At 63.1% G+C, this 20,989-nt stretch carries 25 protein-coding genes and 1 pseudogene; 12 read left to right on the plus strand and 14 right to left on the minus strand.

What is annotated here, in order from left to right:
• Together SBI67_RS29075 and SBI67_RS01020 are read right to left on the minus strand one after the other, a co-directional pair.
• Complete coding sequence (locus SBI67_RS29075; RefSeq protein WP_413232381.1) at positions 1 to 672, minus strand: translation initiation factor IF-2 N-terminal domain-containing protein; 672 nt, start codon at positions 670 to 672, stop codon at positions 1 to 3.
• Positions 659 to 2,206 (minus strand): hypothetical protein, encoded by a 1,548-nt coding sequence (locus SBI67_RS01020; RefSeq protein ID WP_318978783.1) that lies wholly within the window; start codon positions 2,204 to 2,206, stop codon positions 659 to 661. Before SBI67_RS01020 ends, SBI67_RS29075 begins: the two co-directional genes overlap by 14 nt.
• Positions 2,207 to 2,631: 425 nt before the next feature.
• Here SBI67_RS01020 and SBI67_RS01025 point away from each other — a divergent pair, with 425 nt between their 5' ends.
• Positions 2,632 to 3,558: a hypothetical protein gene (locus SBI67_RS01025; protein ID WP_318978784.1), complete on the plus strand. Its 927-nt coding sequence runs from the start codon at positions 2,632 to 2,634 to the stop codon at positions 3,556 to 3,558.
• Positions 3,559 to 3,579: 21 nt separating this feature from the next.
• On the opposite strand, the pseudogene SBI67_RS29185 reads toward SBI67_RS01025, so the two are convergent.
• The 4 genes and pseudogenes from SBI67_RS29185 to SBI67_RS01045 all read right to left on the minus strand — a co-directional run bounded on the left by SBI67_RS29185 (position 3,580) and on the right by SBI67_RS01045 (position 5,722).
• Positions 3,580 to 4,011: pseudogene (locus SBI67_RS29185) on the minus strand (DUF8548 family protein).
• Positions 3,995 to 4,297 carry a DUF8548 family protein gene (locus SBI67_RS01035; protein ID WP_318978786.1) on the minus strand — a complete coding sequence of 101 codons (303 nt, stop codon included), beginning with the start codon at positions 4,295 to 4,297 and terminating at the stop codon, positions 3,995 to 3,997. The pseudogene SBI67_RS29185 and the gene SBI67_RS01035 overlap by 17 nt, the downstream one beginning before the upstream one ends.
• Positions 4,298 to 4,376: 79 nt before the next feature.
• A complete protein-coding gene (locus SBI67_RS01040; protein WP_318978787.1) occupies positions 4,377 to 4,970 on the minus strand; it encodes a DUF7255 family protein in 594 nt (197 codons plus the stop codon).
• Between the two features lie 35 nt (positions 4,971 to 5,005).
• A complete protein-coding gene (locus SBI67_RS01045) occupies positions 5,006 to 5,722 on the minus strand; it encodes a hypothetical protein (protein WP_318978788.1) in 717 nt (238 codons plus the stop codon).
• Between the two features lie 225 nt (positions 5,723 to 5,947).
• On the opposite strand from SBI67_RS01045, the gene SBI67_RS01050 reads away from it, so the two are divergent.
• Positions 5,948 to 6,721: a winged helix-turn-helix domain-containing protein gene (locus SBI67_RS01050; RefSeq protein ID WP_318979537.1), complete on the plus strand. Its 774-nt coding sequence runs from the start codon at positions 5,948 to 5,950 to the stop codon at positions 6,719 to 6,721.
• A gap of 292 nt (positions 6,722 to 7,013) precedes the next feature.
• Here the strand turns inward: SBI67_RS01050 and SBI67_RS01055 are convergent, their stop codons facing one another.
• The 5 genes from SBI67_RS01055 to SBI67_RS01075 form a co-directional block, all read right to left on the minus strand.
• Positions 7,014 to 7,427 carry a YbaB/EbfC family nucleoid-associated protein gene (locus SBI67_RS01055; RefSeq protein ID WP_318978789.1) on the minus strand — a complete coding sequence of 138 codons (414 nt, stop codon included), beginning with the start codon at positions 7,425 to 7,427 and terminating at the stop codon, positions 7,014 to 7,016.
• Entirely contained in the window at positions 7,424 to 8,083 is a 660-nt protein-coding gene (locus tag SBI67_RS01060) for a HEAT repeat domain-containing protein (RefSeq protein WP_318978790.1), read from the minus strand. The genes SBI67_RS01055 and SBI67_RS01060 overlap by 4 nt, the downstream gene beginning before the upstream one ends.
• Before the next feature lie 204 nt (positions 8,084 to 8,287).
• A complete protein-coding gene (locus SBI67_RS01065; protein ID WP_318978791.1) occupies positions 8,288 to 9,631 on the minus strand; it encodes a putative toxin in 1,344 nt (447 codons plus the stop codon).
• Positions 9,632 to 9,643: 12 nt separating this feature from the next.
• Complete coding sequence (locus SBI67_RS01070) at positions 9,644 to 9,934, minus strand: WXG100 family type VII secretion target (protein ID WP_318978792.1); 291 nt, start codon at positions 9,932 to 9,934, stop codon at positions 9,644 to 9,646.
• Positions 9,935 to 9,940: 6 nt separating this feature from the next.
• Positions 9,941 to 10,288 (minus strand): WXG100 family type VII secretion target, encoded by a 348-nt coding sequence (locus tag SBI67_RS01075; RefSeq protein ID WP_318978793.1) that lies wholly within the window; start codon positions 10,286 to 10,288, stop codon positions 9,941 to 9,943.
• On the opposite strand from SBI67_RS01075, the gene SBI67_RS01080 reads away from it, so the two are divergent.
• The gene (locus SBI67_RS01080; protein WP_318978794.1) at positions 10,272 to 10,709 is read left to right on the plus strand and encodes a hypothetical protein; all 438 of its coding nucleotides are present in this window, start codon (positions 10,272 to 10,274) and stop codon (positions 10,707 to 10,709) included. The two genes, SBI67_RS01075 and SBI67_RS01080, sit on opposite strands and share 17 nt — an antisense overlap.
• 43 nt (positions 10,710 to 10,752) lie before the next feature.
• Here SBI67_RS01080 and SBI67_RS01085 read toward each other — a convergent pair whose 3' ends face one another.
• A complete protein-coding gene (locus tag SBI67_RS01085) occupies positions 10,753 to 11,289 on the minus strand; it encodes a hypothetical protein (RefSeq protein ID WP_318978795.1) in 537 nt (178 codons plus the stop codon).
• Between the two features lie 764 nt (positions 11,290 to 12,053).
• Between SBI67_RS01085 and SBI67_RS01090 the strand changes: the two genes are divergently transcribed.
• Together SBI67_RS01090 and SBI67_RS01095 are read left to right on the plus strand one after the other, a co-directional pair.
• On the plus strand, positions 12,054 to 12,302 hold the full coding sequence (locus tag SBI67_RS01090; protein WP_318978796.1) for a DUF2188 domain-containing protein: 249 nt from the start codon (positions 12,054 to 12,056) through the stop codon (positions 12,300 to 12,302).
• Between the two features lie 3 nt (positions 12,303 to 12,305).
• Positions 12,306 to 12,926: a hypothetical protein gene (locus tag SBI67_RS01095; RefSeq protein ID WP_318978797.1), complete on the plus strand. Its 621-nt coding sequence runs from the start codon at positions 12,306 to 12,308 to the stop codon at positions 12,924 to 12,926.
• Positions 12,927 to 12,931: 5 nt separating this feature from the next.
• Here SBI67_RS01095 and SBI67_RS01100 read toward each other — a convergent pair whose 3' ends face one another.
• Positions 12,932 to 13,198: a helix-turn-helix domain-containing protein gene (locus SBI67_RS01100; protein WP_318978798.1), complete on the minus strand. Its 267-nt coding sequence runs from the start codon at positions 13,196 to 13,198 to the stop codon at positions 12,932 to 12,934.
• Positions 13,199 to 13,499: 301 nt separating this feature from the next.
• Here SBI67_RS01100 and SBI67_RS01105 point away from each other — a divergent pair, with 301 nt between their 5' ends.
• Both SBI67_RS01105 and SBI67_RS01110 read left to right on the plus strand, forming a co-directional pair.
• Positions 13,500 to 14,678 carry a hypothetical protein gene (locus SBI67_RS01105; RefSeq protein WP_318978799.1) on the plus strand — a complete coding sequence of 393 codons (1,179 nt, stop codon included), beginning with the start codon at positions 13,500 to 13,502 and terminating at the stop codon, positions 14,676 to 14,678.
• 513 nt (positions 14,679 to 15,191) lie between these two features.
• Entirely contained in the window at positions 15,192 to 15,791 is a 600-nt protein-coding gene (locus tag SBI67_RS01110) for a hypothetical protein (RefSeq protein ID WP_318978800.1), read from the plus strand.
• 67 nt (positions 15,792 to 15,858) lie between these two features.
• Here the strand turns inward: SBI67_RS01110 and SBI67_RS01115 are convergent, their stop codons facing one another.
• Entirely contained in the window at positions 15,859 to 17,169 is a 1,311-nt protein-coding gene (locus SBI67_RS01115) for a hypothetical protein (RefSeq protein WP_318978801.1), read from the minus strand.
• A 344-nt stretch (positions 17,170 to 17,513) separates the two neighbouring features.
• On the opposite strand from SBI67_RS01115, the gene SBI67_RS01120 reads away from it, so the two are divergent.
• The 5 genes from SBI67_RS01120 (at position 17,514) to SBI67_RS01140 (ending at position 20,838) form a co-directional block, all read left to right on the plus strand.
• On the plus strand, positions 17,514 to 18,203 hold the full coding sequence (locus SBI67_RS01120; RefSeq protein WP_318978802.1) for a hypothetical protein: 690 nt from the start codon (positions 17,514 to 17,516) through the stop codon (positions 18,201 to 18,203).
• Between the two features lie 82 nt (positions 18,204 to 18,285).
• A complete protein-coding gene (locus SBI67_RS01125; protein WP_318978803.1) occupies positions 18,286 to 19,305 on the plus strand; it encodes a hypothetical protein in 1,020 nt (339 codons plus the stop codon).
• Positions 19,302 to 20,093 carry a DUF58 domain-containing protein gene (locus SBI67_RS01130; protein ID WP_318978804.1) on the plus strand — a complete coding sequence of 264 codons (792 nt, stop codon included), beginning with the start codon at positions 19,302 to 19,304 and terminating at the stop codon, positions 20,091 to 20,093. Before SBI67_RS01125 ends, SBI67_RS01130 begins: the two co-directional genes overlap by 4 nt.
• Positions 20,090 to 20,638 carry a hypothetical protein gene (locus SBI67_RS01135; RefSeq protein WP_318978805.1) on the plus strand — a complete coding sequence of 183 codons (549 nt, stop codon included), beginning with the start codon at positions 20,090 to 20,092 and terminating at the stop codon, positions 20,636 to 20,638. Before SBI67_RS01130 ends, SBI67_RS01135 begins: the two co-directional genes overlap by 4 nt.
• Positions 20,635 to 20,838, plus strand: coding sequence for a hypothetical protein (locus tag SBI67_RS01140; RefSeq protein WP_318978806.1), 204 nt, complete (start codon positions 20,635 to 20,637; stop codon positions 20,836 to 20,838). Before SBI67_RS01135 ends, SBI67_RS01140 begins: the two co-directional genes overlap by 4 nt.
• The last annotated feature ends 151 nt before the right edge of the window (positions 20,839 to 20,989 follow it).

A 20,989-nucleotide genomic window follows, 5' to 3' on the forward strand; every position in this document is an offset into this window, starting at 1 on the left:
TCAGTCGGAACCAGTCGCCGACTGCGAGCGGCGATACTCCTTCACCTGACTCACCGCGTCCTTGATCCCAAGCGTGCCCTGGATGACTCGCCGGATGATCGTGTCGCGGGTGGGGTCGATCCGTCCGAATCCGATGCGCAGGTCGGCGTCGGCAGGCATGAGCCCGGCCGCACTCAGCTTCACCGCGATATCCGGATGCTGACCGCCGCTGACTCTGATCCACTCGGCCATCTCGTCCAGCCAGGTCTCCAGCCACCGTCGCAACAACCGCTCCACACGGTCGCGTTCCTCGGGCGTGTAGTTACCGCGCTTCGTGCGCACCGGGTCGATGACGCAGCGGAAGAGGGCGGTCTCGATCTCGCCCGGCTTGTGGCTCCACGCTGGCGTTCGACGACTCTGGCGACGGGCCGTCTCCAGCGCCGCGCCGAACCCGTTGTCGTCGCCCGCGACGAGGCGGCCGGGGCCAGCCGATGCGCCATAGTCGCTAGCGGTAATGGGCCGTGGCGGTCGCGCAACGTAGTGCTCGCGCACTCTGCTCGCGAGCGGAGCCTCAACCGTGCTGCTCGAGGATTTCACGAACTCGTTCCAGCTGCTCAAGAGGACGAGGATGTCTTTCGCCGTGACGCCGAATTCGGCAGCCAACTCGTGAACGCGCGCCTTACCCTGTGCCATGAGGGCCTCCGCCTGTCGTCGTGAGAACGAACACCTTGACCAAGCGTGACACGTTGCACCGACAAAAGTTCGGTGACGCACCACGTGGTCGGGTTAGCGGGTAGGGCAGGTGCACCTTACCACCGTTGGCCGAAGCCAGGCGTTGACGGAAGTCCCGAAGCTCGGTGTAGTCCGGCGGCTTGACCTTCGGCTGGCGAATCGGCTTCGTCAGCGGGTCACATTCGCCGCTGTACTGCTCGCACCACTGCATCCACTCGATGGCTGCTGCTCGATGCTCCTCGTCGGTGATGCACCCCATGCGCTCGGCCATGGCGGCGAGGTAGAGGCGCAGCCGGCCTGCCAGTTCCCAGTCCTTCATGTCCGTGATCAGCCGCTCCCCCAGCGCGTGCTGCACGTACGCCTGGCGGGCGAGTTCGTCTTCGCGTTCCTGCCGTTTCTGTTTCTCGATCTCTGCCAACCGTTCGGCTTCGGTGCGCTCGGTGTGAATCAGCGCCCAGCGCTCGAACAGAGTCATGACGTCCGGCAGCCGCGACTCCAGCGGGATCGTCTTGGTGTCCGCCCACGACACTTCGGAGGAATACCGGCTATCGGTGTTCAGCGTGATCGACAGCCGCTTGGACGGTACGTAGTCGTGGGTAGGGATTCGGTACCACGACTCCCGCTTGGCCCGTTCCAATTCCTTCAGTGTCGCCTCATGCGGCGCCTTGTCCTGTAGCTGCATGATACCAATCCCGCACTTGACCGGCGTCACGCCGATGATCACGCATCCGGGCAGCTCGTTGCGGTTCTGGTAGCCGTAGCCGCGCGGCTCCAGTTTCGGCGCTTCATTCACGGTGTACCCGCGTGCTTCTGCCTCACGTGCCAGGGCGTGCAGCAATCGCAGCGCGCGCTGGCGCTGCGGTGATTCGATCGAGCTGAGCCGGTTCTCGCTTCGCAGCGCCGCCACCGCGGGGTGCCAGCGCCCAATGCGGTCGGCAGCCACGACCTCAGCTGGTGGCTGCGTCTTCCACTCGGCCACCGACGACAGCCGAAACACCTTCTGGTAGTAGCTGGCGCCATCCATGAGAATCACTTGCTGGCCGTCCGGGGCCATCTGCCGTCGGTTGATGATCGCGACTAGATTGCCGTAGTTGGTGTCATCGCCCTTCGTATTCAGTACCAGGACACCACCCGCGTCGATGATGTCCTGCAACAACTTTCGTGTCGGTGTGGGATCGTCGGGACCTGGACGGGTGAGTGAGCGCTGCGGCGTCCCCTGCTCTGAATGCGCCAACCGAATTGCGCGCGTGTACGACCGGCGCTTGTTCGGGAAGTGATCCTTCGGGTAGTCACCGTGCTTCAGGTAGTAGGTACCGGCGGCTTCGATCGTCGCCTTCCATCCGCCTCGCTTGCTGACCGTGACCAGGCGCCGGTTCTGCAAGGCGGCGGCAGTCGCCTTGTAGCCGGTGTTCGTCCATCGACGGTCGGGACAGCCGTCACCAATCCACCTGAGCACATCGAGCTGGCGTGTGTTCAGCGGAGTATCCAGCGCCATACAGAAATTCTGGGCGACCGACTACCACGACGCGAGCCGAGCAATCGACCGCGCAGTATGTGTCCACATGCCCAACCCCGACCTCGGCAAAGCGTGTTCGTTCCACGAGGAAGGTTGTCGGCACCCGTCGATAGGCTCGCGATGAGCACGACGTTGGACGCTACGAATGGAGGCTGGGCAATGGTGAGCACACGTGGTGATGGCGGGGTGTCGATCCTCGCCGAAGAGGTAGTCGGTGGCGACGTCGTACTGGTGCCTCACGAAGGCGGCGGGCGGCGTCCGCTCCATGTTGTGTCAGTGCGCCAAGAGCAGATTGTGGGAGGGCGTCCCATGGTGCTCCTCACACTCGAAGTAGAACCGCCGGCCGCACGGCCGGTCGTCGTTCAGGCACCCGTGGGCAGCAGGGTCATCCGCCTCCCTCGCGCATGACCGAGGCGCAGCCGAGCGCATCGGCACCAACGCAGCAGATCCAGCTCCACACTGAGTACGCGGGATCAGTCCATCTGCGCATGCTGTTCAGCCCATCGGGGCCGGACGCCAAGGCTGACGATAAGGACTTCCGCTTGCTCGCGCATGGAAGTGCTTTCGCATACGAGTGCGATGGGCAGACCTATCTCGTCACTGCAAGGCACAACCTCACCGGACGGCATTGGCAGACAAACGTCTACCTCGGTGAGTACGAAGTCAGTCCGACCCATCTGCAAATCACGCTGTTGACCAAGCCACCAGCCGAGGGGTGGCAGCTTCAGCCAACCGGCGATGACGCACGCACGGCGTCAACGGCGTTTCGTGCGCGGCAGTTTCTCATCTCGCTCATCGGCGAGGATTGGGCACCCCTCTGGAAGCAGCATCCCGTACACGGAGGTGACGTCGATGTCGCGGTGCAGGCCATCAACTTCGATGACGATGACCTGATATACCCGTGGAAGTATCCGGTTGAGGAAACCGATCCTCGGGCGACGAAGTGGTCGAATCTTGCTCCAGCTCAGGACGTTTTCGTGGTCGGGTATCCGTATGCGCTATCGACCGGCCCCTTGTTCCCGTTGTGGATACGCGGCACGGTTGCCTCGGACACTCACTTCGGTGTCGTCGTTGACGGCAAGCAGCTGCCACTGATCCTCGTGGATGCGCGGACACGAACGGGCCAGTCTGGCTCAGTTGTCATCAGACACATCCCCCAAGGGGCCGTGGTCCCCACCATGGGCAACAGCATCGGCATTACGCAGCGGCCACAGTCGCAGGTTGTCGGCGTCTACTCGGGTCGAACCAGCGACGAGTCCGATCTCGGCTACGTGTGGCCGATCGCAGAGGTCGAAGAAATCTGTCGCAGCGGGACTGCCGGCACGATCTAGATCGTTGGCCAGGCCTTCGCATCACTGACCGCGTTGGTAGCTCCAGATCGCATGATCCAGTTCGCTTGCTGTCATTGATAGTTCGCCTGCGACGGCGGCAAGCAGTTCGATGCAGGATGTTGTGCTGATCGTCTTGACCGGGCGATCGAGTGCCTTCGCCACGAATCGGATAATCATGCGGTCGCGCTTGATGCCGGGAATCCCGGCCAGCATCTGAACGTAGTGTCACGTGACGCCCGGTCCCTGACCAGGCACCTTCAGCCAGGCCTTCTTGACTCTCGCGAGTGCGTCGGAGTCCTCCGCCGCCGTGCCCAGATCCAACGCACTCACAACTCTGACATCGATCATGTTGTTGGCTTCGTCTTCGATGGCGTAGGCCTTGAGCGGCGCTCCCCTTGTGCGTGGACGTCCGATTGCCGTTGCCGATCTGCTTGGCCTATGCTTCGTGACCATTCAGCTGTTCGAACCTCGCCGCGAGATCCGCAGCGGTATCGGTGTTCGAGTCGCCCCCTTGCTCACGGCGGTAGGAGCGGTAGTTGTTGACGACCTTCTCGACGGTCGGATGGCGGACCATTGTCGACTGCACCGAGTCCACGATGCAGAGGGCCAAGCCGTTCGGGTAGCCGTCCGGGGCCTTCGAGCCGCGGAACTGCTCGCAACGCTCCGTCACGACTCGGAGGTCTTCAGGAGAGAGGCTCATGCCGGGAACCGTGCCACATTGGTCCGACAGGGCGGTCACGATTGCCAGTCTTTGGAGGCTGCTCAGATCCCCCGGCCACGAGCGATGAAGACACGCGCCAGTCCGACCTGTTGAACGACTACGAATCGAATCCCAGCGCCGATCTGAGTGATATGCGGTGACGGCGGTAAGCTTCAACGGGATCTCTATCAGCGGCTTCAATGCGGATGAGCGGCGGGCACCCCATCGCGGGTGTCGCGAGGTCTCGAAGCGCGTCGTAGTAGGCGCGCTGCCGGTGTCTGCCTCCGACGCCGAATCCGCGCGCTGCTTTGGTGCGGAAGTACCCGTCAGATGTGCGCTGCCATCTACGGCAGATCGCGATGTACTCCTGGAGGTCGAAACCGAGTGGTACGTCCGGCGGGTACATCTGCAGCGTCTGCAACCGGAACGACGTAAAGTGTTGCGACTCATCAACTTCGATCAGCGTCCCGGTAACGGGATGGATGAAGTCGCCGCGCAATCTCGTGGGGCGAGCGGTTGTAAGCACTGCGACGTCGCCGCCCAGGGCGACATAGATGCGTTCGAGGACCTCCACAGCCGCGCGGCGGTCGTCGTCATCGGGTAAGCCGAGATGGCCGCGCTGATTGAGCCAGGGAACTGATTGACCTGCAAGCTCAATACCGTCGGCCGCGGCGACGGCCGCAAACGCGCGCTGTGTTTCTCCTGCCGGCACGTCAACATTCTTCCAGTGCGGGGCAGGCAGCGGGCCTATCCGAACAACCAGCGCACCTCCGTTGTTTCCGATCGCCAGTCGCGGTACTCAAAAAGCAGGTTGATCAGGATGGTCAGCAGCGCAACGACTAGAGCCGAGGAGATGCGCTCGCCGTGGCCGCGAATCACGTCCGGCCAACTCAGCAGGATCGGATGGATACGAGCGAGCCACAGCGACGTCGAGAACGTTCCCAGGAGCACTCCGAAGAGAACACAGACCAGCGTGAACTCGCGGGGCCGTTCTGTGCGCACGTACTTGATGAATCGCAGGTTGTGCGGGGTAATGATCTCCCCCTTGGCCACGGCGATGCCGCCCTGCTTCTGACGGATCTCGATCTCTTTCTCAAGTCCGAGATCGGCGTTGCCGGTAGCCGCCTTGAGCGCGTCAGGCAGATGGCGGGCCAGCGTGTCGACAGCGGCCTTGATGGAGGACACGTCGTCACCGTCGTGGACCAGGCGGATCATCACCGCACCCTCGCGCTCCAAGCTGACCAGCCCTTCGACGGTCAGCCCGACCTGGATGTAGATCAATCCGGCCTGCTGCAGCTGAGTACGCAGGCTCTCCGGAAATTCCTGCACCAGAGCCTCGACACGGGCTTTCATCCACGGCTCGTTCGGGTCAGCCGAAGGCAACCAGGTTGTCGGCGCCAGCGCCGCCCGAAGCTCATCCAAGTCCAGCGCAGGAGAAATCGGCAAAGTCAACACCGCACGCATCAGTCACACCCCCCGGCTCCCGGACAACTCACGACCGGATGACAGTACGAGACTTCTGTCCATCGCGCGACAGATCAAGATCATCCGCGTTGCTTGCGGAGTTTCCCCACGCGTACCAGGGGCGATCCGGCCGCAGCTGGCCATCGGCTCCCTAGAATGAGGCCTCGGACAGATCTCACGGGGCGCCGGCTCCCGAATATCTCAAGGAGGGCATCGGTGCCCGATATGCAGTGGAAACAGGCCATCGCGAAGGTGCTGCGGGACAGTGGCGAGCCCATGCACTACGCCGACATTGCCCAAGCAATCATCGACCTGGGCTACCGAAGGAATGTCGGCGCGACGCCCGCTGCGACGGTCTCGGCGAATCTGTCCGATTCAATGCGCGCCGGGGCCAAGTCCCAGTTCGTCAAAGTCAACCGCGGCGTCTACGCCTTGCGGGGCGTCGACCGAACGCCGAGACCCGCACCACAGGAACAATCCGACGAAGCCGCGGAGACGTCCCGAGAGATGGGACTTATCAACGCATTTGGCATGTTCTGGAGCAGAGGCCAGGTCGCGTGGCAGACCAAGATGCCGCGACTCCTGGGTGTACAACAGACCGGAAGCACACCCGTCAACTTCACCGGGCAAGCAGGTGTGTACGTGCTTTATGACGTACACCGACCGATTTACGTTGGCCGCGTGACCGAACCGCGCATGGGGTTGCGCCTGTTCGATCACACCCGCGACAGACTCACAAGCCGCTGGGATCGTTTCTCCTGGTTCGGCGTGCGAGCTGTGACAGGCGACGGCACACTGACCCCGGTTCCAACCGCCGGAATCGCGATCAACACGCTAATCGCCACCATGGAGGCACTGCTCATCGAAGGGCTCGAACCGCCCCAGAACCGCCGACAAGGCGACGGGTTCAACGCCGTCGAGTTCATTCAAACCGTGGATCCTGAGGTCGAAAAGAAGCAGAAACGCACGCTTCTCGAACAAATGTCCAAGAACATGTAGCTCAAAGGCGGGAGCGCACCTCGCACCATAGATCTGCTCGTCCCCAAATTCCGCGGGTCATTGTTCTGAGTGCCGTTGCGTCATGCCGTTTCCGTAGCGGACTTCTCACCGCGGCGACAAGCGCACGACTTTGCCCGTTGTGCTTGAAGGTTCCGTTCCAAGCCGACGTTGCGGGACGACGGTATACAGCCCAGAACTCCAGTCTTGCAATCAATTCCGCCTTTCGGCACCGTCGCTTTGATTCCTTACCGATCCCTTGATAGCGCGCGACGCCGTAGTTGGCCGTCATGGTTTACAAGAAGCTAAATGGGTCGTTCGGCGGCCCATGGTCAGGGCGGTCTTTACTCGTGATGGTGCGCAGGATGTCGGCGACTTCTGGGTCGAGTTCGCTGAGTTCTTCGAGTATTTCGGAGCGGCGTTGGTCGACTTCGAGAAGGACGCGGGCGACGCGTTGGGCGGCTTTCTGGGCGGCTTGTTGAGCGGTGGTGGTGATCAGGCGTGCGAGTTCGTCTGTGTCGAGGCGTCGGGTGGTGTCCTCGAGTTCGATCTTGAGTACGGCGCCGTTCACATCTACCCACACGCATACGGAATCGTCAGGCGAGGTGGCTGAAGTGGCGCCGATGTCGCTTATGGCTTGTTGTGTCTGTGCCAGCAGGGCGGCTTGGCCGTCAACACTGGTGATGTCGATGTACCGGTCCGCGCTCATTCGGACAGTTTCTCCAGGGCCTGCCGTGCATAGCGGCGCACCGATGAGTTGGGACTGTTCAGGTGCGCCTCGATACGGGCACGGACACCAATGGCTTTCATCGCGATGAGGGCTTTGATGGCGTAGTAGGCCCATTCGGTGTCCAGATAGGACAGTGCGATGTTGCGGGCTTCGTCGGTTTTCACCTTGCCCATGTACTCGATGAGGGGCCCTTTCGGCCCGTCAGCCGGCAGGGCCGCCAGCAGGGCAGCAACCTGGGTAAAGTCTCGTTTGGTAGCGACTCTGGCCAGCGCGTGGGCGGCGTAGTCAGGCACACCAACTTTGGGTCGGGGCTGCCGCTTCAGCTGTTCGATAAGCGCGTTGATGACTTGGGGGTTGCCCCGGGCGGCGGCATCGTTGAGGTTGCGGATCAGATTGCCGCGGATGGTTTCCCGGTGCGGCGTTTCGGGGCCGGGGATGCGTTCTTCCAGGTGTGTCAGCCAGTCCAGGAAGATCGGGATGCCTTGCGGGATCGACGATACTTTGGTCAAGTCGTTGACGGTGTAGCACGGCACCCCGACGGCGGCGAGGTCCTCCATGAGGCGGCGGTCGAAGCCGTTTTCACCGTCGTGGCACCACGCCGGCAGGTGATGTATCCAGTCCTTGCCCTCGGGCATCCCGGGGTAGCTGATGGTCGGTGTGCGGGTGTGCGCTGATGCGGATGATGGCTGGTCGGCAGTGCTTGGCGACGGTGTTTTGCGCACCAGATCCGAGCTGGTCGATTCGATCGCTCCGATGGCGTCGCGCAGCTGGGCGAGCGCCTGGGCCTTGTCTTGGGATGGTGGAACATTCATCGTACGCCACCGTTGTCCGCGGTGTGGTTAATGGTCGTCATTGTCGTCAAGTTCCTTGCGTACCAACTGAATCTGTCCAGAATCGATCATTTGTTGGATCTGGGGGTCGTTGATTTGTGTGCGGTGATCGACAACGAGGGTCATCGTGTATCCGCGTTCTTTGGCGTACTCGGCTTCGGCGCGGATCTGCTCGCTGTAGGGCCGGACCTCGTTGGTGTTCTTCACCTCGACAACGTTGTGGTTGTTGTCGTCGATCAAGTCCGGCACGACCTCGACGTTATGTCCGTCGAGGGTGACGTTCACTTTCTGCTTGGGGGTGCCGTCTGGGATGCCGGCGCGGCGCTCGCCTTCTTTGCCGGCTTCGGAGTTGTCGCTCTCGTCGCGGTTGCGTACCGGGTGGGTTTGACGGGGGCTGCGGTCCAGGATGGAGGACAGCAGTTGCGCGCTGCTGGTGGCGGTGGTGTAGATGCCGGTGTTGGATTTCGCGGCCGTGCCGACGGTGTCGTTGATGCCGTCGATCAGCGCGTCCATGGCCCGCGCGTAGGCGACCTTGTTGACTTCGATCATCTTGTCGATGCCAGCGCGCAAGATCTTGCCCCAGGGCGAGGCGTAGGTGGTGGCCTTCTGAAGCTCGTAGAAGATGATGATGCCGTTGAGTATCTGCAGCGAGATGCGGCCGGTGCTCTTATCGATATCGGCGACCCGATGCACCTCAGCGCACGCGGCGCCCAACGCGGTCGCGGTGTCCCCGCAGGCATTGAGCGCTGAGCAGACGTGGGCGACCTCGTCCATGATTCCGCTGACCTCGGGGCTTTCGTCCTGGGCCGCGGTGGTGAAGACGCCGGTGGTCTCGGTCCACAGTGTCTCTGCGGCCGTTTTGCGGTCGGTGCCAAAGGTCGTGAAGTTTGTGCCTGCGGTGCCGATCGCACCCTCTTTGCAGTCGGCCCACTCGCGTTGCACGTAGTCCGCGATCAGGTCCCAATGCTCAGGTTTCTCGTGCGTCCCGCCGACAGCGTGCTTGGTCGGGTGCAGGTTGGTGCTCAAGGTGGAGCCTTGTGGCGGCGGCGGTGTGGGTTGCTCACCGTTGCCGCCGGACTCGTTTTCCGCGTGCGCCCAGTTCAGCCCGGCTTGGTGTACCTGGTAGCCGAGTTCACGTGCGGCGATGGAGGTCGTGGAGCCGAGCTCGAAAACATCGGAGGCCGACTGGTCGAAACTCTGCGCCCACACCGGTCCGCCCGTGGCGTACGTCCCCGCTGATTGGGCGACATCGAGTTGGTTGTCGAGTGCGCGCAGGCTCGATTCGATCGACGTGGACGCTGCGCACAACGAGTTGGCGACCTGATAGAACTGTTCGGGCGTCACATGACTCATCGCATCGGCCCTTTACGTCCCGAACATGTCCAGGTTGGCGCGCAACGCGTCGGCGTAGTTGTCACGCGCGGTCGCCACATAGGCGCGGAACGCGCCCAGTTCGGTGAGATGCTGTTGGGCTTTGTCCTGCCAGTCCTGGTGCAGGTGTGTGAAGGCATCTGCAGCCGATCCCGAATACTGTTCCAGCAGTGTGGAAACCGTTGCCCTCGCGGTGTCGAGATGGGTGCCGATCTGTTCGATCGAGTCGTCGATCAGATCCAGGAAGTCACTCATCTCGGCCAGGTCGTACTGAAATGTCGGCATCAATGCTCACATCTGCTGGTCGAGTGCCGCTTGCGACTGCTGATCGCGGTCGCGGTACGCCGCGGCGGCGGTGTGCAGATCCTGCGCGTGGTCAGCGAGCTGGTCGATGTGGGCGCTGAAGGCGTCATGCAGTGTCGACCAGTTGCTGTTGGCGCGGGCGGCGGCGCTCCCGGTCCACACCGCGCGCAAGGCGTCCTGGCCATTGGCGACTTTGGTCAGCAGGGCGGTTAACTCTTCATGGGTGTTCTTCAACTGCTGTGCACCGTCGACCAATGCATCGGGATTGACCCGTAAACTGCTGTCTACCAACACGCCCCCCGGCGAATCGAGGTGAGAAATGGACTGGCGCGCCACAACAGATCCCGCCGCCCAAACTGACCTTGACCTTCTTCTTCGTGACAGCATACAGCTGGCTGTGCAGGGGTTGGCGCACCAGAATTTGGCCCCGTTTATGCTGGTCATCGCCAACACTGGGGACCGCGGGTTGCGATCGTTGTCCGCCCCAGTCCCAGCCAATGACGTGGACGCGGTGATCGCTGCGCTGCAAAACGAAGGTGACATTGCCAACCTGCGGGCCCGTGCCACCGTGCTCGATGTGACGGTGCGCGAGCCTTTCGACGGGGATGCTGTCAACGTTCGCCTCGAACACCGCGCCGGACCGGCGATTGACATCGTCGTGCCGTATCGCAGCACGCCCGAGGGCGTCACCGTCAGTACCGATTCCCTCAGTGCATCCCGCGACACTCCGCGGCTCTGGCCGGGCACCGGCAGCTAGAAGCTAGAAGCTAGAAGCTAGAGCGTTCTACCCCAACGGGGTGTCACGGTAGCGCGATGATCGTGAACCCGAAACGGGTCAACGGCTCAAGCACTGAACGATCGGTGCTGCCCAACGCCGTGAAAACGGTGCTCCGGTCTTTAACGGTCGCCACGGCGTAAACGTGGGTCGCGGGAAAGTGCGCCATCCGGTCGGCAACATCGACCGACGTGGGCCACGTCAGGATGGTCAATGCCACCGGCGCCGAGCCGGCAGGCGTGGCGATGGCCGCGCACGATGCGCTGCCGAGCGCGCCGAGAAACTGTGGTGCCGAACTCTGCAACAGAGACCCGGGCGCACACACCGCGGCAACCCATTGTTCGTAGCCTCCGGACACTGCTCCCGGCACTGTCACGGCGGTATCAACACCGCGACCGTTATTCTCGCCGGCGCGCCAGAGCACCGCCCCTACCGCAAGCACTGCTACCGCCAGAGTTGCCGCGACGAGCACCCACACCACTGGGCGGCCGCGACGAGGCTGAACCCCGCGGGCAGGTGCTGGCATTGTCGAGCCGTGCTCGGACTGCGGGCCCTCGGTCACGCCGTCACTCTAACGGCGGCTACGCATCGCTAGAGGCGTCCCGTAGTTGGCGCGTCGACACGTGGTTGGCTTAAACTGCCGCCCAATTCGCGCAGTCTCCGCGCGATGCCGCATTCAACGCCCCAGGTCGGTACGGCTAGGCGACAGCCCGTCCGCAGTACACACGTCCAACGGGTGACGATCTCGATCGACTGCCAGCCGATAGTCCGTCAGCGCGGGATACCGCAATCCGGTCCGGATTCGACAACAGACTGTTCCTCGACGCCGGGTTCGCGTGGTTGCCGCGCTGGCCGACCTCATAGCGGTTTCTGCAGATAGAGGCGATATCGGTGCAGTCGCGATGAAGGACAAGCAGCCCGCAACGCGACACGCCGAGACAATGCAGCGTCCACAAGGGATTGTCCACAAGGAACTACACTGGTGTAACTAAGGTCTCGTACCCGCCTACCTGCGCATATTCAGTTCTATCCACACCATGCACAGTAACGTACCGACGGGTATCCACATCGCCGCTGAACCGTTGCGATTTCGTGTTCCGTTGGTTGGTCCACGGCCGGTCCTATGATCCAAGAAGCTCCAGACCAGGAAACTGGCTTGGAGCCGATGCCCACGGTCTGGAACCTCTTGGCTGCTCTGGCAGGCAGGCCTTGACGGTAACACCAGCACCGGTTGGGGATATCGGTAACCCGCCGTTATCCGACCCTGGGCTTCGTAAGTGCGCGCGGAGAATCCGTGCGTTGGCTCGAAGAACAGGAGTGATCAAAGTGGCAGCTAAGCAGGGACCGAACGCGCGGCATGTGGTGCCGAACCCCAACGGCGGCTGGGATGTGAAGAAGCCTGGGGCCAGTCGCTCCAGCGCCCACACCAAGACGCAGGCGGACGCGATCGAACGCGCACGTGAGATCGTCGGTAACGACGGGGGCGGTGAAGTCCGGATCCACGGCCGCAACGGTCAGATCCGCGACTCCGACACCATCGCCCCCGGCAACGACCCCTATCCTCCGAAGGGCTGAGTCGTGGCCAACCAAGGGACGCCGACTATCGGCCTGGGTGGCTTTGCCGAGTTCGCATCAGCGATGTCCAGCGGCAGAATTGGTGCGGTACAGAACGTCATTTCGAATGAGTTCGGTGGGTACGAACCCAGTCATGACTTCTACCGACAGTTTCGACGGGCCGTGGCAGAGGGCATCGCCAACGGCAACGACGAAGTTCGTGTGCGCTGGGCGGTCGACGAATGCAATCACAAGCAGCGCAACCACTACCAAGCGCTCGCCAACGGGTGGATCCGCTGGCGGCGAGGAAAGCAGTTGCAGGTGTTCTCGCAGCCACGCGAATGGCACAGCGCGGGACTCGATGTTCGCGTATCCCCACAGTTCATTTGGCGGGACAAGAAGCAGAGCTACCTGGTGTGGCCCTACCTCAAAGACCCTGAACTGTCGCGCGACGGCATCCAAGCCGCCATTCGGCTGATGGAGCTAACTCATCCCGATGCCCAACATCAACCCGCACTGCTGGACGTGCGGCGTGGAGCGGTCCATCGCGCGTTCAAGCGCCGCCGCAGGGGATTCGATGCCTGGCTGACAAGCGAGGCTGCGGCGTTCATATCGCTCCTTGAGTCAATCCGGAACGTCGCGTAGTCCGCCTATCGGCCGTCGTCGGCAAGGGTCGGCGCGGGCAGGTCACGTACGAGATCCCCCGCGTCGACCTCCAAACCGCCCGCAATCTTCAGGATGTTGTGCAGCGTCAGGTTCCGACGACCGCGTTCCACCTGCCCTAGATAGGTCCAATGCAGCCCGATGAGTTCAGCCGCCTTCTCCTGGCTGAGGCCCAGTTCATTGCGCCGCTGGGTGACCCGGCGGCCAAACTCTCGGGTCGCATCCGAGATCGGCGACTGGGACGGCGCGGGCATGGCCCAAGCTCATAGGTAGCATGACTATCAATCCAGAGACGATGAATCCCTAGACCTTGAATCCTGATAGACTTCCTCGTATCGTGAATCAACCCGAACGGGGCAAACCGGCGGGGGCTGACGCGCATCAGGAAGGTGGGTGATCGACATGGGTGGAGATGGCGGCTTCGTCGGCGGCGACGGCGGCTAGGCAACTGACCAAAAATGAGGGGCGCAGCGGACGCGATCCGCTGTGCCCCTTACTCTTTCAACGGTTATGTCTATTCATATGGCACATTAGTTGCTACAATACTGTCAGCCTATGCAGGACCCGCTCCAACGTATTCTCAAACTGCAGACAATCGTCGCAGCAATTCTCGTAGCCGCAGCGGGTGTTGGCTTCATGTTCTTCAACCAACAAGTCGACCAATCCCCCGAGCTACAGTGGCTCACCCCCTTTCCATGGAGCGAAGTCGGCGGCACGCTGCTCGTCGCGGCGGTGCTCGGACTCGGCCTGGACTATTTCACAAACCGAGATAAAGAAGCCCATGACACCGAGCGGCTGCGCCGTGTCCTGCGCGAGTCGGCGCCAGACATTCGCGATGCGGTGATCGACGGGTTCGCGTTCGGCAATGACGACTTGGCTCGAGTCTCCAACCCTGAGACCCTCGACAATGTCATCCGCAACAGCCTCGCACTTCGTTTGGGCGACAAAGATTTTGCACGCGAAGTCTATGACGACATCCGGGACCAAGCCGTCAAGGCACCTGAACGCTGGCTCGACGCCAAAGTGGACATCGAGCTGTCACCTCTAGATATACCTAGAGCCACTGTCGTCAGCAGTGCCCCTGCGACCGATCAGACAGAGCCGCTGTTCGTCGTCACCGTGCGCTGGGAGTACACCGTCATCCCTCGTCACCACTCGCGGCGCTTCGTGTGCGTCTCTGACCGTGAGGAGTATCTCGACCTCATGCAGGACGCCGACGGCACATCCGCCTGGTGGTACACCCCGAAAGGTGACATCGCCGCCAACGATCGCGACGCGTTCGAGGTCGTGCAGTTCTCCGTCGATGGCGTGGAGCGCCCTATCCGCCGAAGCGAAAAGAGGGGCGGCCAGACGTACGCGATCAGCCTCGGCACCAACCTCGACGACGAGAAGCCTGTACGGATCAGCTACACCTACCGCACCGTGACCGCCGAACGCGGGCACCTGTTGTACATCGACATCGAACAGCCAACGCGCGGTATTGAAGTTGAGCTCGACTATGGCGACTGCGATATCGAGCGGGTGAGCGTCCTTGATCTCATCGCGAGCAGCCGCGCCACGCGGGTTGAACGGACGCCGGCATCAGTTCCCGGGCGATCCGTTCGAGTGTCCTTCGACGGGTGGGCGTTTCCGCGGAGCGGAGTCGGGTTCGTATGGGTGTCGTCAGACCTACGAATGACCAATGATGAGAGAGCCCGTGTAGCCATAAGCTCGAAAACGACGCAGCACCGGTAACTGCGCGGTGCAACCGACTTACTTCACAGCTCGAGAGGGTCTGCTGCACGAATGGGTGACAGTTTAAGATGTCACGTCTTAGTGCAGCAGACCCACGCGACATTGATGCGGACAATCAAGTCACCGGCAGCGCGCGTCATCGTTCGAACGGTCGACCGATCGCCGCGGTTCGATCATTGACGATAGAAAAAGTGGTTATTAACAAAGTGATTCGTCGTTTGCATCATTTGGGCTTGCCGACGTGTAAGCGTCGCGGGGACAGTGACGAACCCTTGCAAAATAGAGCCGTATGTGCGATAAGTAAGAGTACTGGCACGGATGAAACCGGTTGTTAGAGTTCATTTGTCGAGTGATAGCTGCAAAACTGCGGCTCTCGTCACCCAATGATGTGCCGCTTCAGGGCGGCGACCTGCTCGCAGTTTCGCCTGCAAGCTGGGCCGCCGTTCTCAAGATGATTTGGGATCCAAAGGCGCAGAGTGTGCCTGGGAAGTCAGCGGTAGAGACGAGGCCATCATGGCCACCGTGGTACAGATGGTCGACCTGTACGGGTTGACCCACGAAATCCTGAGGCGTGTTGCCGACGGCTCGCTGGATCACAAGCAAGTAGAGGCGCAATTGGGCGCCATCATCGGCGAAGCCATCCCAGCGTGGGAACTGGCCGAACGCGAGGTCGATACGGCCGCACCTCCGCCGCCTCTCTGGTGGCGGACCGCGGACGAACAATTGGCCCGCGCCACCGAATTGTGGCCGTATCAGACGCTGCCGGACGCTCCTGTCGGTTTCATTGCGAGATCCGAGACGGAAGTGCTGCTACTGCACGTGCCGCGTCCCTTCGACGAGTTGTGGGCTGCGGTCGTGCCGCCGGACGGCTACACGAAGTCGCGCTGGCTCCAGCTAGTCTTGGAACGAATCGAGTCGTTACCCGACGTCCGCATTAATACACGCCCTGCCTGGCGACGCTTCAATTACCAGGCGGATAGGACCACCGAACCCCGCCACATGTTGCGGTACCCAGGATGCCTGGCCAGCGAAATTCTGTCGGTGATCATTCAGTTTCCAGAATGGTTGCTGACGGAGGCGGCGTCAACGTCAATGACCGTGAGCGCACTGTAGCGCCAACACACACCAGCCCCTGCTCTGATTCGTCAGAGCAGGGGCTTCTTCATGCATCGCGCCGACGTTACCGGTCGAAATCACCACCGTCAGCCCGATTCTCGAACGCTGTCGCTTCCGGTGCGATCGTCGGTAATTCTGGATCCGCTCCCTCATCAATCTCCGACACCGCGTCGTCAAAATCGTCAACGTCATCTTCATGGTCGAGGATCGGCTGAAGCTCCTCATCGTCGTACTCGCGTGGGTCGATCTCCGGCACGCTCAGGATGAGCTCCATATTCGGGGCGGCTTTCGCATTTGAATCGACATCGGTAGCGCCGTATCGAGGCAGCACCGCCACGATTTCGTTGCCGAACCACTGCTGATGTTTGTCGACCCACACCACGATTCGAGCGAGCAAATTCAATGAGCGTCTCAGCGTCTGCCAGAAGAATGGTCGGCACGTGTTGGTGGCGTAGCTGAAGAAATCCGGCACGTAAGCGGCCTTAGGGTTCGGATCGCGGGGCCAGCGGCCGTGCGGCCAAGCTGCGCCTCGGCGGACCATCGTGTCAAGCGTGCGTGCTACTTCGGCATACACGGTGTTAGGAGGCCACTGGCCAATACCTAGCAGCGGTCGCAGCTGTGCCCACGGGATGAATGCGGTCTCGCGGGTGAAGGTGACGATCCGCGTGGCGAACTGGTCGTAGAGCGACGATCCCGCGCTCTCGACGGCCGCCCCGGCGAGGGCAGCAGGATCATCGTTGGCGCCGGTCTTGAGCCGGTCGTTGATTTCGAAGAGATTGGGCAGCGCGCTGGCCAGCGTGCCGTCGTGGAAGGCGCCAGACCCGACGAGAAGAAAGTAGATCTGGCGGACGCGTTCATCTTCAGAAAGCCTTGCGATACGCCGCGCTTCTCGTAGCGCAGCAGGTTCGCGGCACAGCGATTCACTTAACGCGGCTATGTCGAAGGCGAAGTTTTCCAAGATCGCTTTCGCCTTATTCGCGTAGACATCTTCGCCGACCCCGCTGATGTTTCGCGCTTCGCCGATTCGTGCTTCGAGGCCAAGACCGGACGCCTGGGTGAGGTTCAGTTCGTAGTGCAGCACGACCCAGTTGAAGTTGTGGCCGGTCCGTGGCTGCGGACCCCGCAGATAGCTCTGCACCGCACACCGCAGAGCGCGGATCGTCGCTCCCGGCAATCCATCTTCCCCCGCGCCCGAGTGGGCCAGTTCATCACGGCTCATGGCTAGCCGTTGCAGATGCGGGCCGCGATGTCGCACCTTGTCGGCGGTTAGCCCGTCTCGGGAACGCAGCGCACGAAGTTCGCGTAGAACTTCCAGCGCCGTAGGCGGCGTCAGTTCGTCTGACGGCGCGCCCTCGTCATGACTGGTCGTGGTCACGGCGTCATTACACCATCACCCCCGCACCAACAAGGCCGATAAGGCGGTGACTTTCCGACCGAAATGGCGAGAACACGGTCCCAAACCGGTCTGCCGCCGCCACTTCGATTCGACTGCGATGGAGAGCAACGCAGGGTCTGCAACGACGCAGCCACGCCGGGACACCAGGCGTCGTTCCCAGCTCCAGCAGGGGCGGCGGTGGCGTCTGATCGCTCACGACTCGACAGGAGACCAGCAATATGGCCATCGATACGACAGCCTCTCGGACAGCGACTGCTGCCGTGATGGCGTTCTTGACACTCTGTGTTCCCGCATGCGAAACAGCAGCCCCCAGCGTCGGTTCCTTGGTCTACGCCGAGCAGATCGCCGCGTCCTGCCCGGCGGGCAGCAAGGTGGCCTCGCTCGTCACCAGCGACGAGTCGGGCAGCAGCGTCGGTGCGACGGCCGGCCCCGCCCGCCAGCGGGTGATCCGGCAGGTCGCCGAGCGCACCGCGATTTGCGGTGGACATCTGCGGGTGGCGCTGTTTGCGGGCTCGATGATCGGCGTCACCGTCTTCGACGACGACCTGCGGCTCGACGGCGCCACCCAGAACGCCCGGCTACGTAAGGCCTCCAAGGTGGTCGACGCGGTGATGGAAGAGGTCGACGCCGCGCTGCCCGACGCCTCGGCACATCTCGCGGGCGGGGCGACCGACATCGTCGGTCAGTACCAGCTCGGTGCGGAGTACGCCGCCCAGCTCTCCACGTCGGCACCGGTGACGCTGGAGCAGACCATCGTGACCGATGGGATCCAGACCGCAGGCTCCGACCTGGAAGACACTGCGCTGACCGGACCGCAGGCCGTCGACATGGCTGCGCTGTTCGCGGTTCCCGACCTTACGGGTGCAACGGTGCGCCTGATCGGCATCGGCCGCCGAGCCGACGATGCCCCGCTGCCCACGCCCTACATCGCGGCGCTGCGGGCCTTCCACACTGCGGTCTGCGAGCGTACCCAGGCGACATGCACCGTCGTCACCGATCCGGCGGGCGCCTGACATGGCCCCGCTCTCGTCGCGATCACGCCTTCGGCGTGGCGCGGCTGCTTCCGCCCTGACCGGGGGTGACGGTCCCGAGGGCGTGCGTCTGATCCCGGTCGAGTCTGTGTCGGCGACCGCCCGCCCGAATGTGATCGCCACGACGTACTTGGAGCTGGCCCACGACGCACAGGCGCTCGAGCAGCAGCACCTGTTCGCCGCCGAAGGTGAAGCGCGGTCGCGTGACGACGCCGCCACAGCGAGCGCGCTGGCCTTCGCCACCTCGGAGACGAAAGCGTCGGTCGCGCGGGCCAAGACGGCCGCAGACAACGCCGCCGGGCGCAGCGAGAAGGTCCGCGAACTTCTCGGCCCGTACGTGCGACGCAAGGCGACATCGTCGCGTGGCTATGTCGCGCGCACCGCGGCGCTGCTGCTCGGTGACATCGCGGGGCTGTCCGGCGCGGTCATCGCGCTCGGCGAGTACCCGGTATTGGCCGTCGTGCAGGCGATCTCGGCGGGTACTGCGACGGTGACGGCCGGGCTGGCCGCCACTCAGTTGCGGCACGCTCAGCAGGCAGCCGAGCGCCGGATGGACGACCTGCCCGAGGAGCTCCAGCCCTACGCCTATCTGTTCTCGGGGCCGCCGACGCACTCCCGGTTGTACACGGGGGTGTACGTCGTCGCGGGGCTCATCGCCGTGCTGGTGTCGCTCGGGGTGTTCGCGCTGCGCACCGGCATCGAGGGTGCGCTGTCCGGGCTGACGTTCGGCGGGCTGGCCGCAGCCATCGCACTGGCCAGCTTCATCAACAGCTGGTTTCACGCCGATGCGGTGGCCGACGTCGTCGAGTCCGCCGAGCACCACGCCCACGCCGCGGACCGTCGTCACCGGCAACTGGCCGGCACGAGGGTGATCCGCACGGCGGATCAGGCTGCTGCACAGCAGAAGTCGGTGATCACCGAGCACACCCACCGCGGCCTCGCAGCCGCCGCGCACATCGAGACGGAGAAGTACCGAGCCCTGCTAGCCAGCCCGGACGTGGTCGGGCACGGCCCCGCACCCCAGGACCTGGCGACGCCGACATCGACAACGAGGTCGTCGATCAAGCGGGCGGGGTCGGCATGACGACCACGACGCCGGCCTTGCCGTTGCCCAGCCGCCTGCTCGATTCCCGGGTGCTCCCGCCGACGCTCTTCGGGACGACCAGCACTGCACGCATGCACGGCAAGCCGGCGACTGCCGGGGATGCCCCGATCGTTCTGGGCGAGCCCGGTGGCTGCCCGCCACAGGGCAGCCTGGTGCACGTCGTGCTTGATCAGTCGCCGAGCGTGACAAGCGACGGTGGCACCGATCCGCTGTCGCGGCGGCACGCCGAAGCCGCGCTGGCGATCCGCCATGTGGCCGCGGCTTGCCGCTGCCGCCGCGACCGCGTCGCCCTGGCGCCGTTCGACGCCGAGTCGGCGGGAGCTGTTGCGCCGCAACCGCTCACGCGCCGCGGGCTGCGCACCCTCGACCACGGGCTGCAGCAGTTGGCCGATACCTGGGGGATGTCCAGCCGGCTCGGTCCAGCGCTGGACCGCGTCGAGGCCGAGAAGACCGACTCCGGCGTGCTGCGCGCCGTGGTGGTGTTCTCCGACTTCCTGCTCACCGACCCCAACCCGAGCAGCGTGCTGCGGCGGCTCTGCGAACTGCCCGGCTACGTGCACGCCGTCGTACTCGGTGCGCAGCCACCGACTGTGCTCCTAGCTGATCCGCACGTCGCCGTCACTCGGCTGACGCCGTCGTCGCCAGCCGGTTCAGCCGCCCGTGCGGTCTTCGACGGCCTGACCCGCTTCCGCACGCATACCCACGATCCGGGCAGCGCCGCCCACCCGCACGAAAACCTCGGCAGTGAAGGAGAACTGATCGCATGACCATCATCAACGATCTTCGCGACCGCCTCGGCGACGACGTCATTGACGCCGCCGACGTGCTCAGCGCGTTCATCGAACAGGCTGCGGCCCGCACCGCCGAGGAGGTCGGCTTCGGCTACGTCCTGGTGCCCGACGCGCCGAACACCTTCGGGCCGTTGACGGACGCCTATGCCCATAGCCTGGCCACCGGTGAGCCGTTGCCGATCTCCAGTGAGAACAGCGACGACGTCATCTACCGCTCGCCCAGTATCAACGGGGCGCTGCGGTTCTGGCACGACGTCAACCACGTTCGCCGGCGGCTCGACTTCGGACTCGTCGACGAACTGGAACTGTCGCTGTGGCATCTCGGCGAACTGGAGAAGGCCGGCCACGCTCGTGGCTCGCTGGTGTGGCGGCTGCTGCACGCAGATCTCACCGGACAGGCCTATGTTCAGGCGTTCGCCAGCCGTTTCCCATTCGATCAGCGCCGCTTCGTGACCGGTTGTGTCACCGCCGGTTTCGATTACGGTCTGCTCGCCGAGCTGCGCGCACGGGAGCCTAAATGAGCCAGGAACCGGGCAAGTTTGTGGACAAGGTCATCGGCGCCTGCTTCGGCGTCCTGCTCGGCGTCATCGCGCTGTACTGCGCCGGACAGCTGCTGCAGACCATCCTGCCGACGCTCATCGTCGTGATCGGCATCCTGGCGCTCGTTGGACTAGCGATCGGCGTGGTCGTTGTAATTTCTACATGGCGAAATAGGTGGTGATTTTCGTGCTCCTGACCCCTATTGACAGATCCATCAAAACATTTCGCTGGATGCATCACCTATTGCTTATTGATTCAATTCAATAGACAATGCGGCAACGGCATTGAACTAATTCAATTGAGCCGCAGATAATTCCAACTAATTCCGATTG

The organism is Mycolicibacterium chengduense (genome assembly GCF_033741155.1).
In the GTDB taxonomy this organism is placed as follows: domain Bacteria; phylum Actinomycetota; class Actinomycetes; order Mycobacteriales; family Mycobacteriaceae; genus Mycobacterium.

Excerpts from the sequence above, each read along its gene's own strand:
- SBI67_RS29075 (WP_413232381.1), bottom strand. The coding sequence starts at position 672 with ATGGCACAGGGTAAGGCGCGCGTTCACGAGTTGGCTGCCGAATTCGGC.
- SBI67_RS01020 (WP_318978783.1), bottom strand. The coding sequence starts at position 2,206 with ATGGCGCTGGATACTCCGCTGAACACACGCCAGCTCGATGTGCTCAGG.
- SBI67_RS01025 (WP_318978784.1), top strand. The coding sequence starts at position 2,632 with ATGACCGAGGCGCAGCCGAGCGCATCGGCACCAACGCAGCAGATCCAG.
- SBI67_RS01045 (WP_318978788.1), bottom strand. The coding sequence starts at position 5,722 with ATGCGTGCGGTGTTGACTTTGCCGATTTCTCCTGCGCTGGACTTGGAT.
- SBI67_RS01050 (WP_318979537.1), top strand. The coding sequence starts at position 5,948 with ATGCAGTGGAAACAGGCCATCGCGAAGGTGCTGCGGGACAGTGGCGAG.
- SBI67_RS01055 (WP_318978789.1), bottom strand. The coding sequence starts at position 7,427 with ATGAGCGCGGACCGGTACATCGACATCACCAGTGTTGACGGCCAAGCC.
- SBI67_RS01060 (WP_318978790.1), bottom strand. The coding sequence starts at position 8,083 with ATGCCCGAGGGCAAGGACTGGATACATCACCTGCCGGCGTGGTGCCAC.
- SBI67_RS01065 (WP_318978791.1), bottom strand. The coding sequence starts at position 9,631 with ATGAGTCATGTGACGCCCGAACAGTTCTATCAGGTCGCCAACTCGTTG.
- SBI67_RS01070 (WP_318978792.1), bottom strand. The coding sequence starts at position 9,934 with ATGCCGACATTTCAGTACGACCTGGCCGAGATGAGTGACTTCCTGGAT.
- SBI67_RS01080 (WP_318978794.1), top strand. The coding sequence starts at position 10,272 with ATGGACTGGCGCGCCACAACAGATCCCGCCGCCCAAACTGACCTTGAC.
- SBI67_RS01100 (WP_318978798.1), bottom strand. The coding sequence starts at position 13,198 with ATGCCCGCGCCGTCCCAGTCGCCGATCTCGGATGCGACCCGAGAGTTT.
- SBI67_RS01105 (WP_318978799.1), top strand. The coding sequence starts at position 13,500 with ATGCAGGACCCGCTCCAACGTATTCTCAAACTGCAGACAATCGTCGCA.
- SBI67_RS01110 (WP_318978800.1), top strand. The coding sequence starts at position 15,192 with ATGGCCACCGTGGTACAGATGGTCGACCTGTACGGGTTGACCCACGAA.
- SBI67_RS01130 (WP_318978804.1), top strand. The coding sequence starts at position 19,302 with ATGACGACCACGACGCCGGCCTTGCCGTTGCCCAGCCGCCTGCTCGAT.
- SBI67_RS01135 (WP_318978805.1), top strand. The coding sequence starts at position 20,090 with ATGACCATCATCAACGATCTTCGCGACCGCCTCGGCGACGACGTCATT.
- SBI67_RS01140 (WP_318978806.1), top strand. The coding sequence starts at position 20,635 with ATGAGCCAGGAACCGGGCAAGTTTGTGGACAAGGTCATCGGCGCCTGC.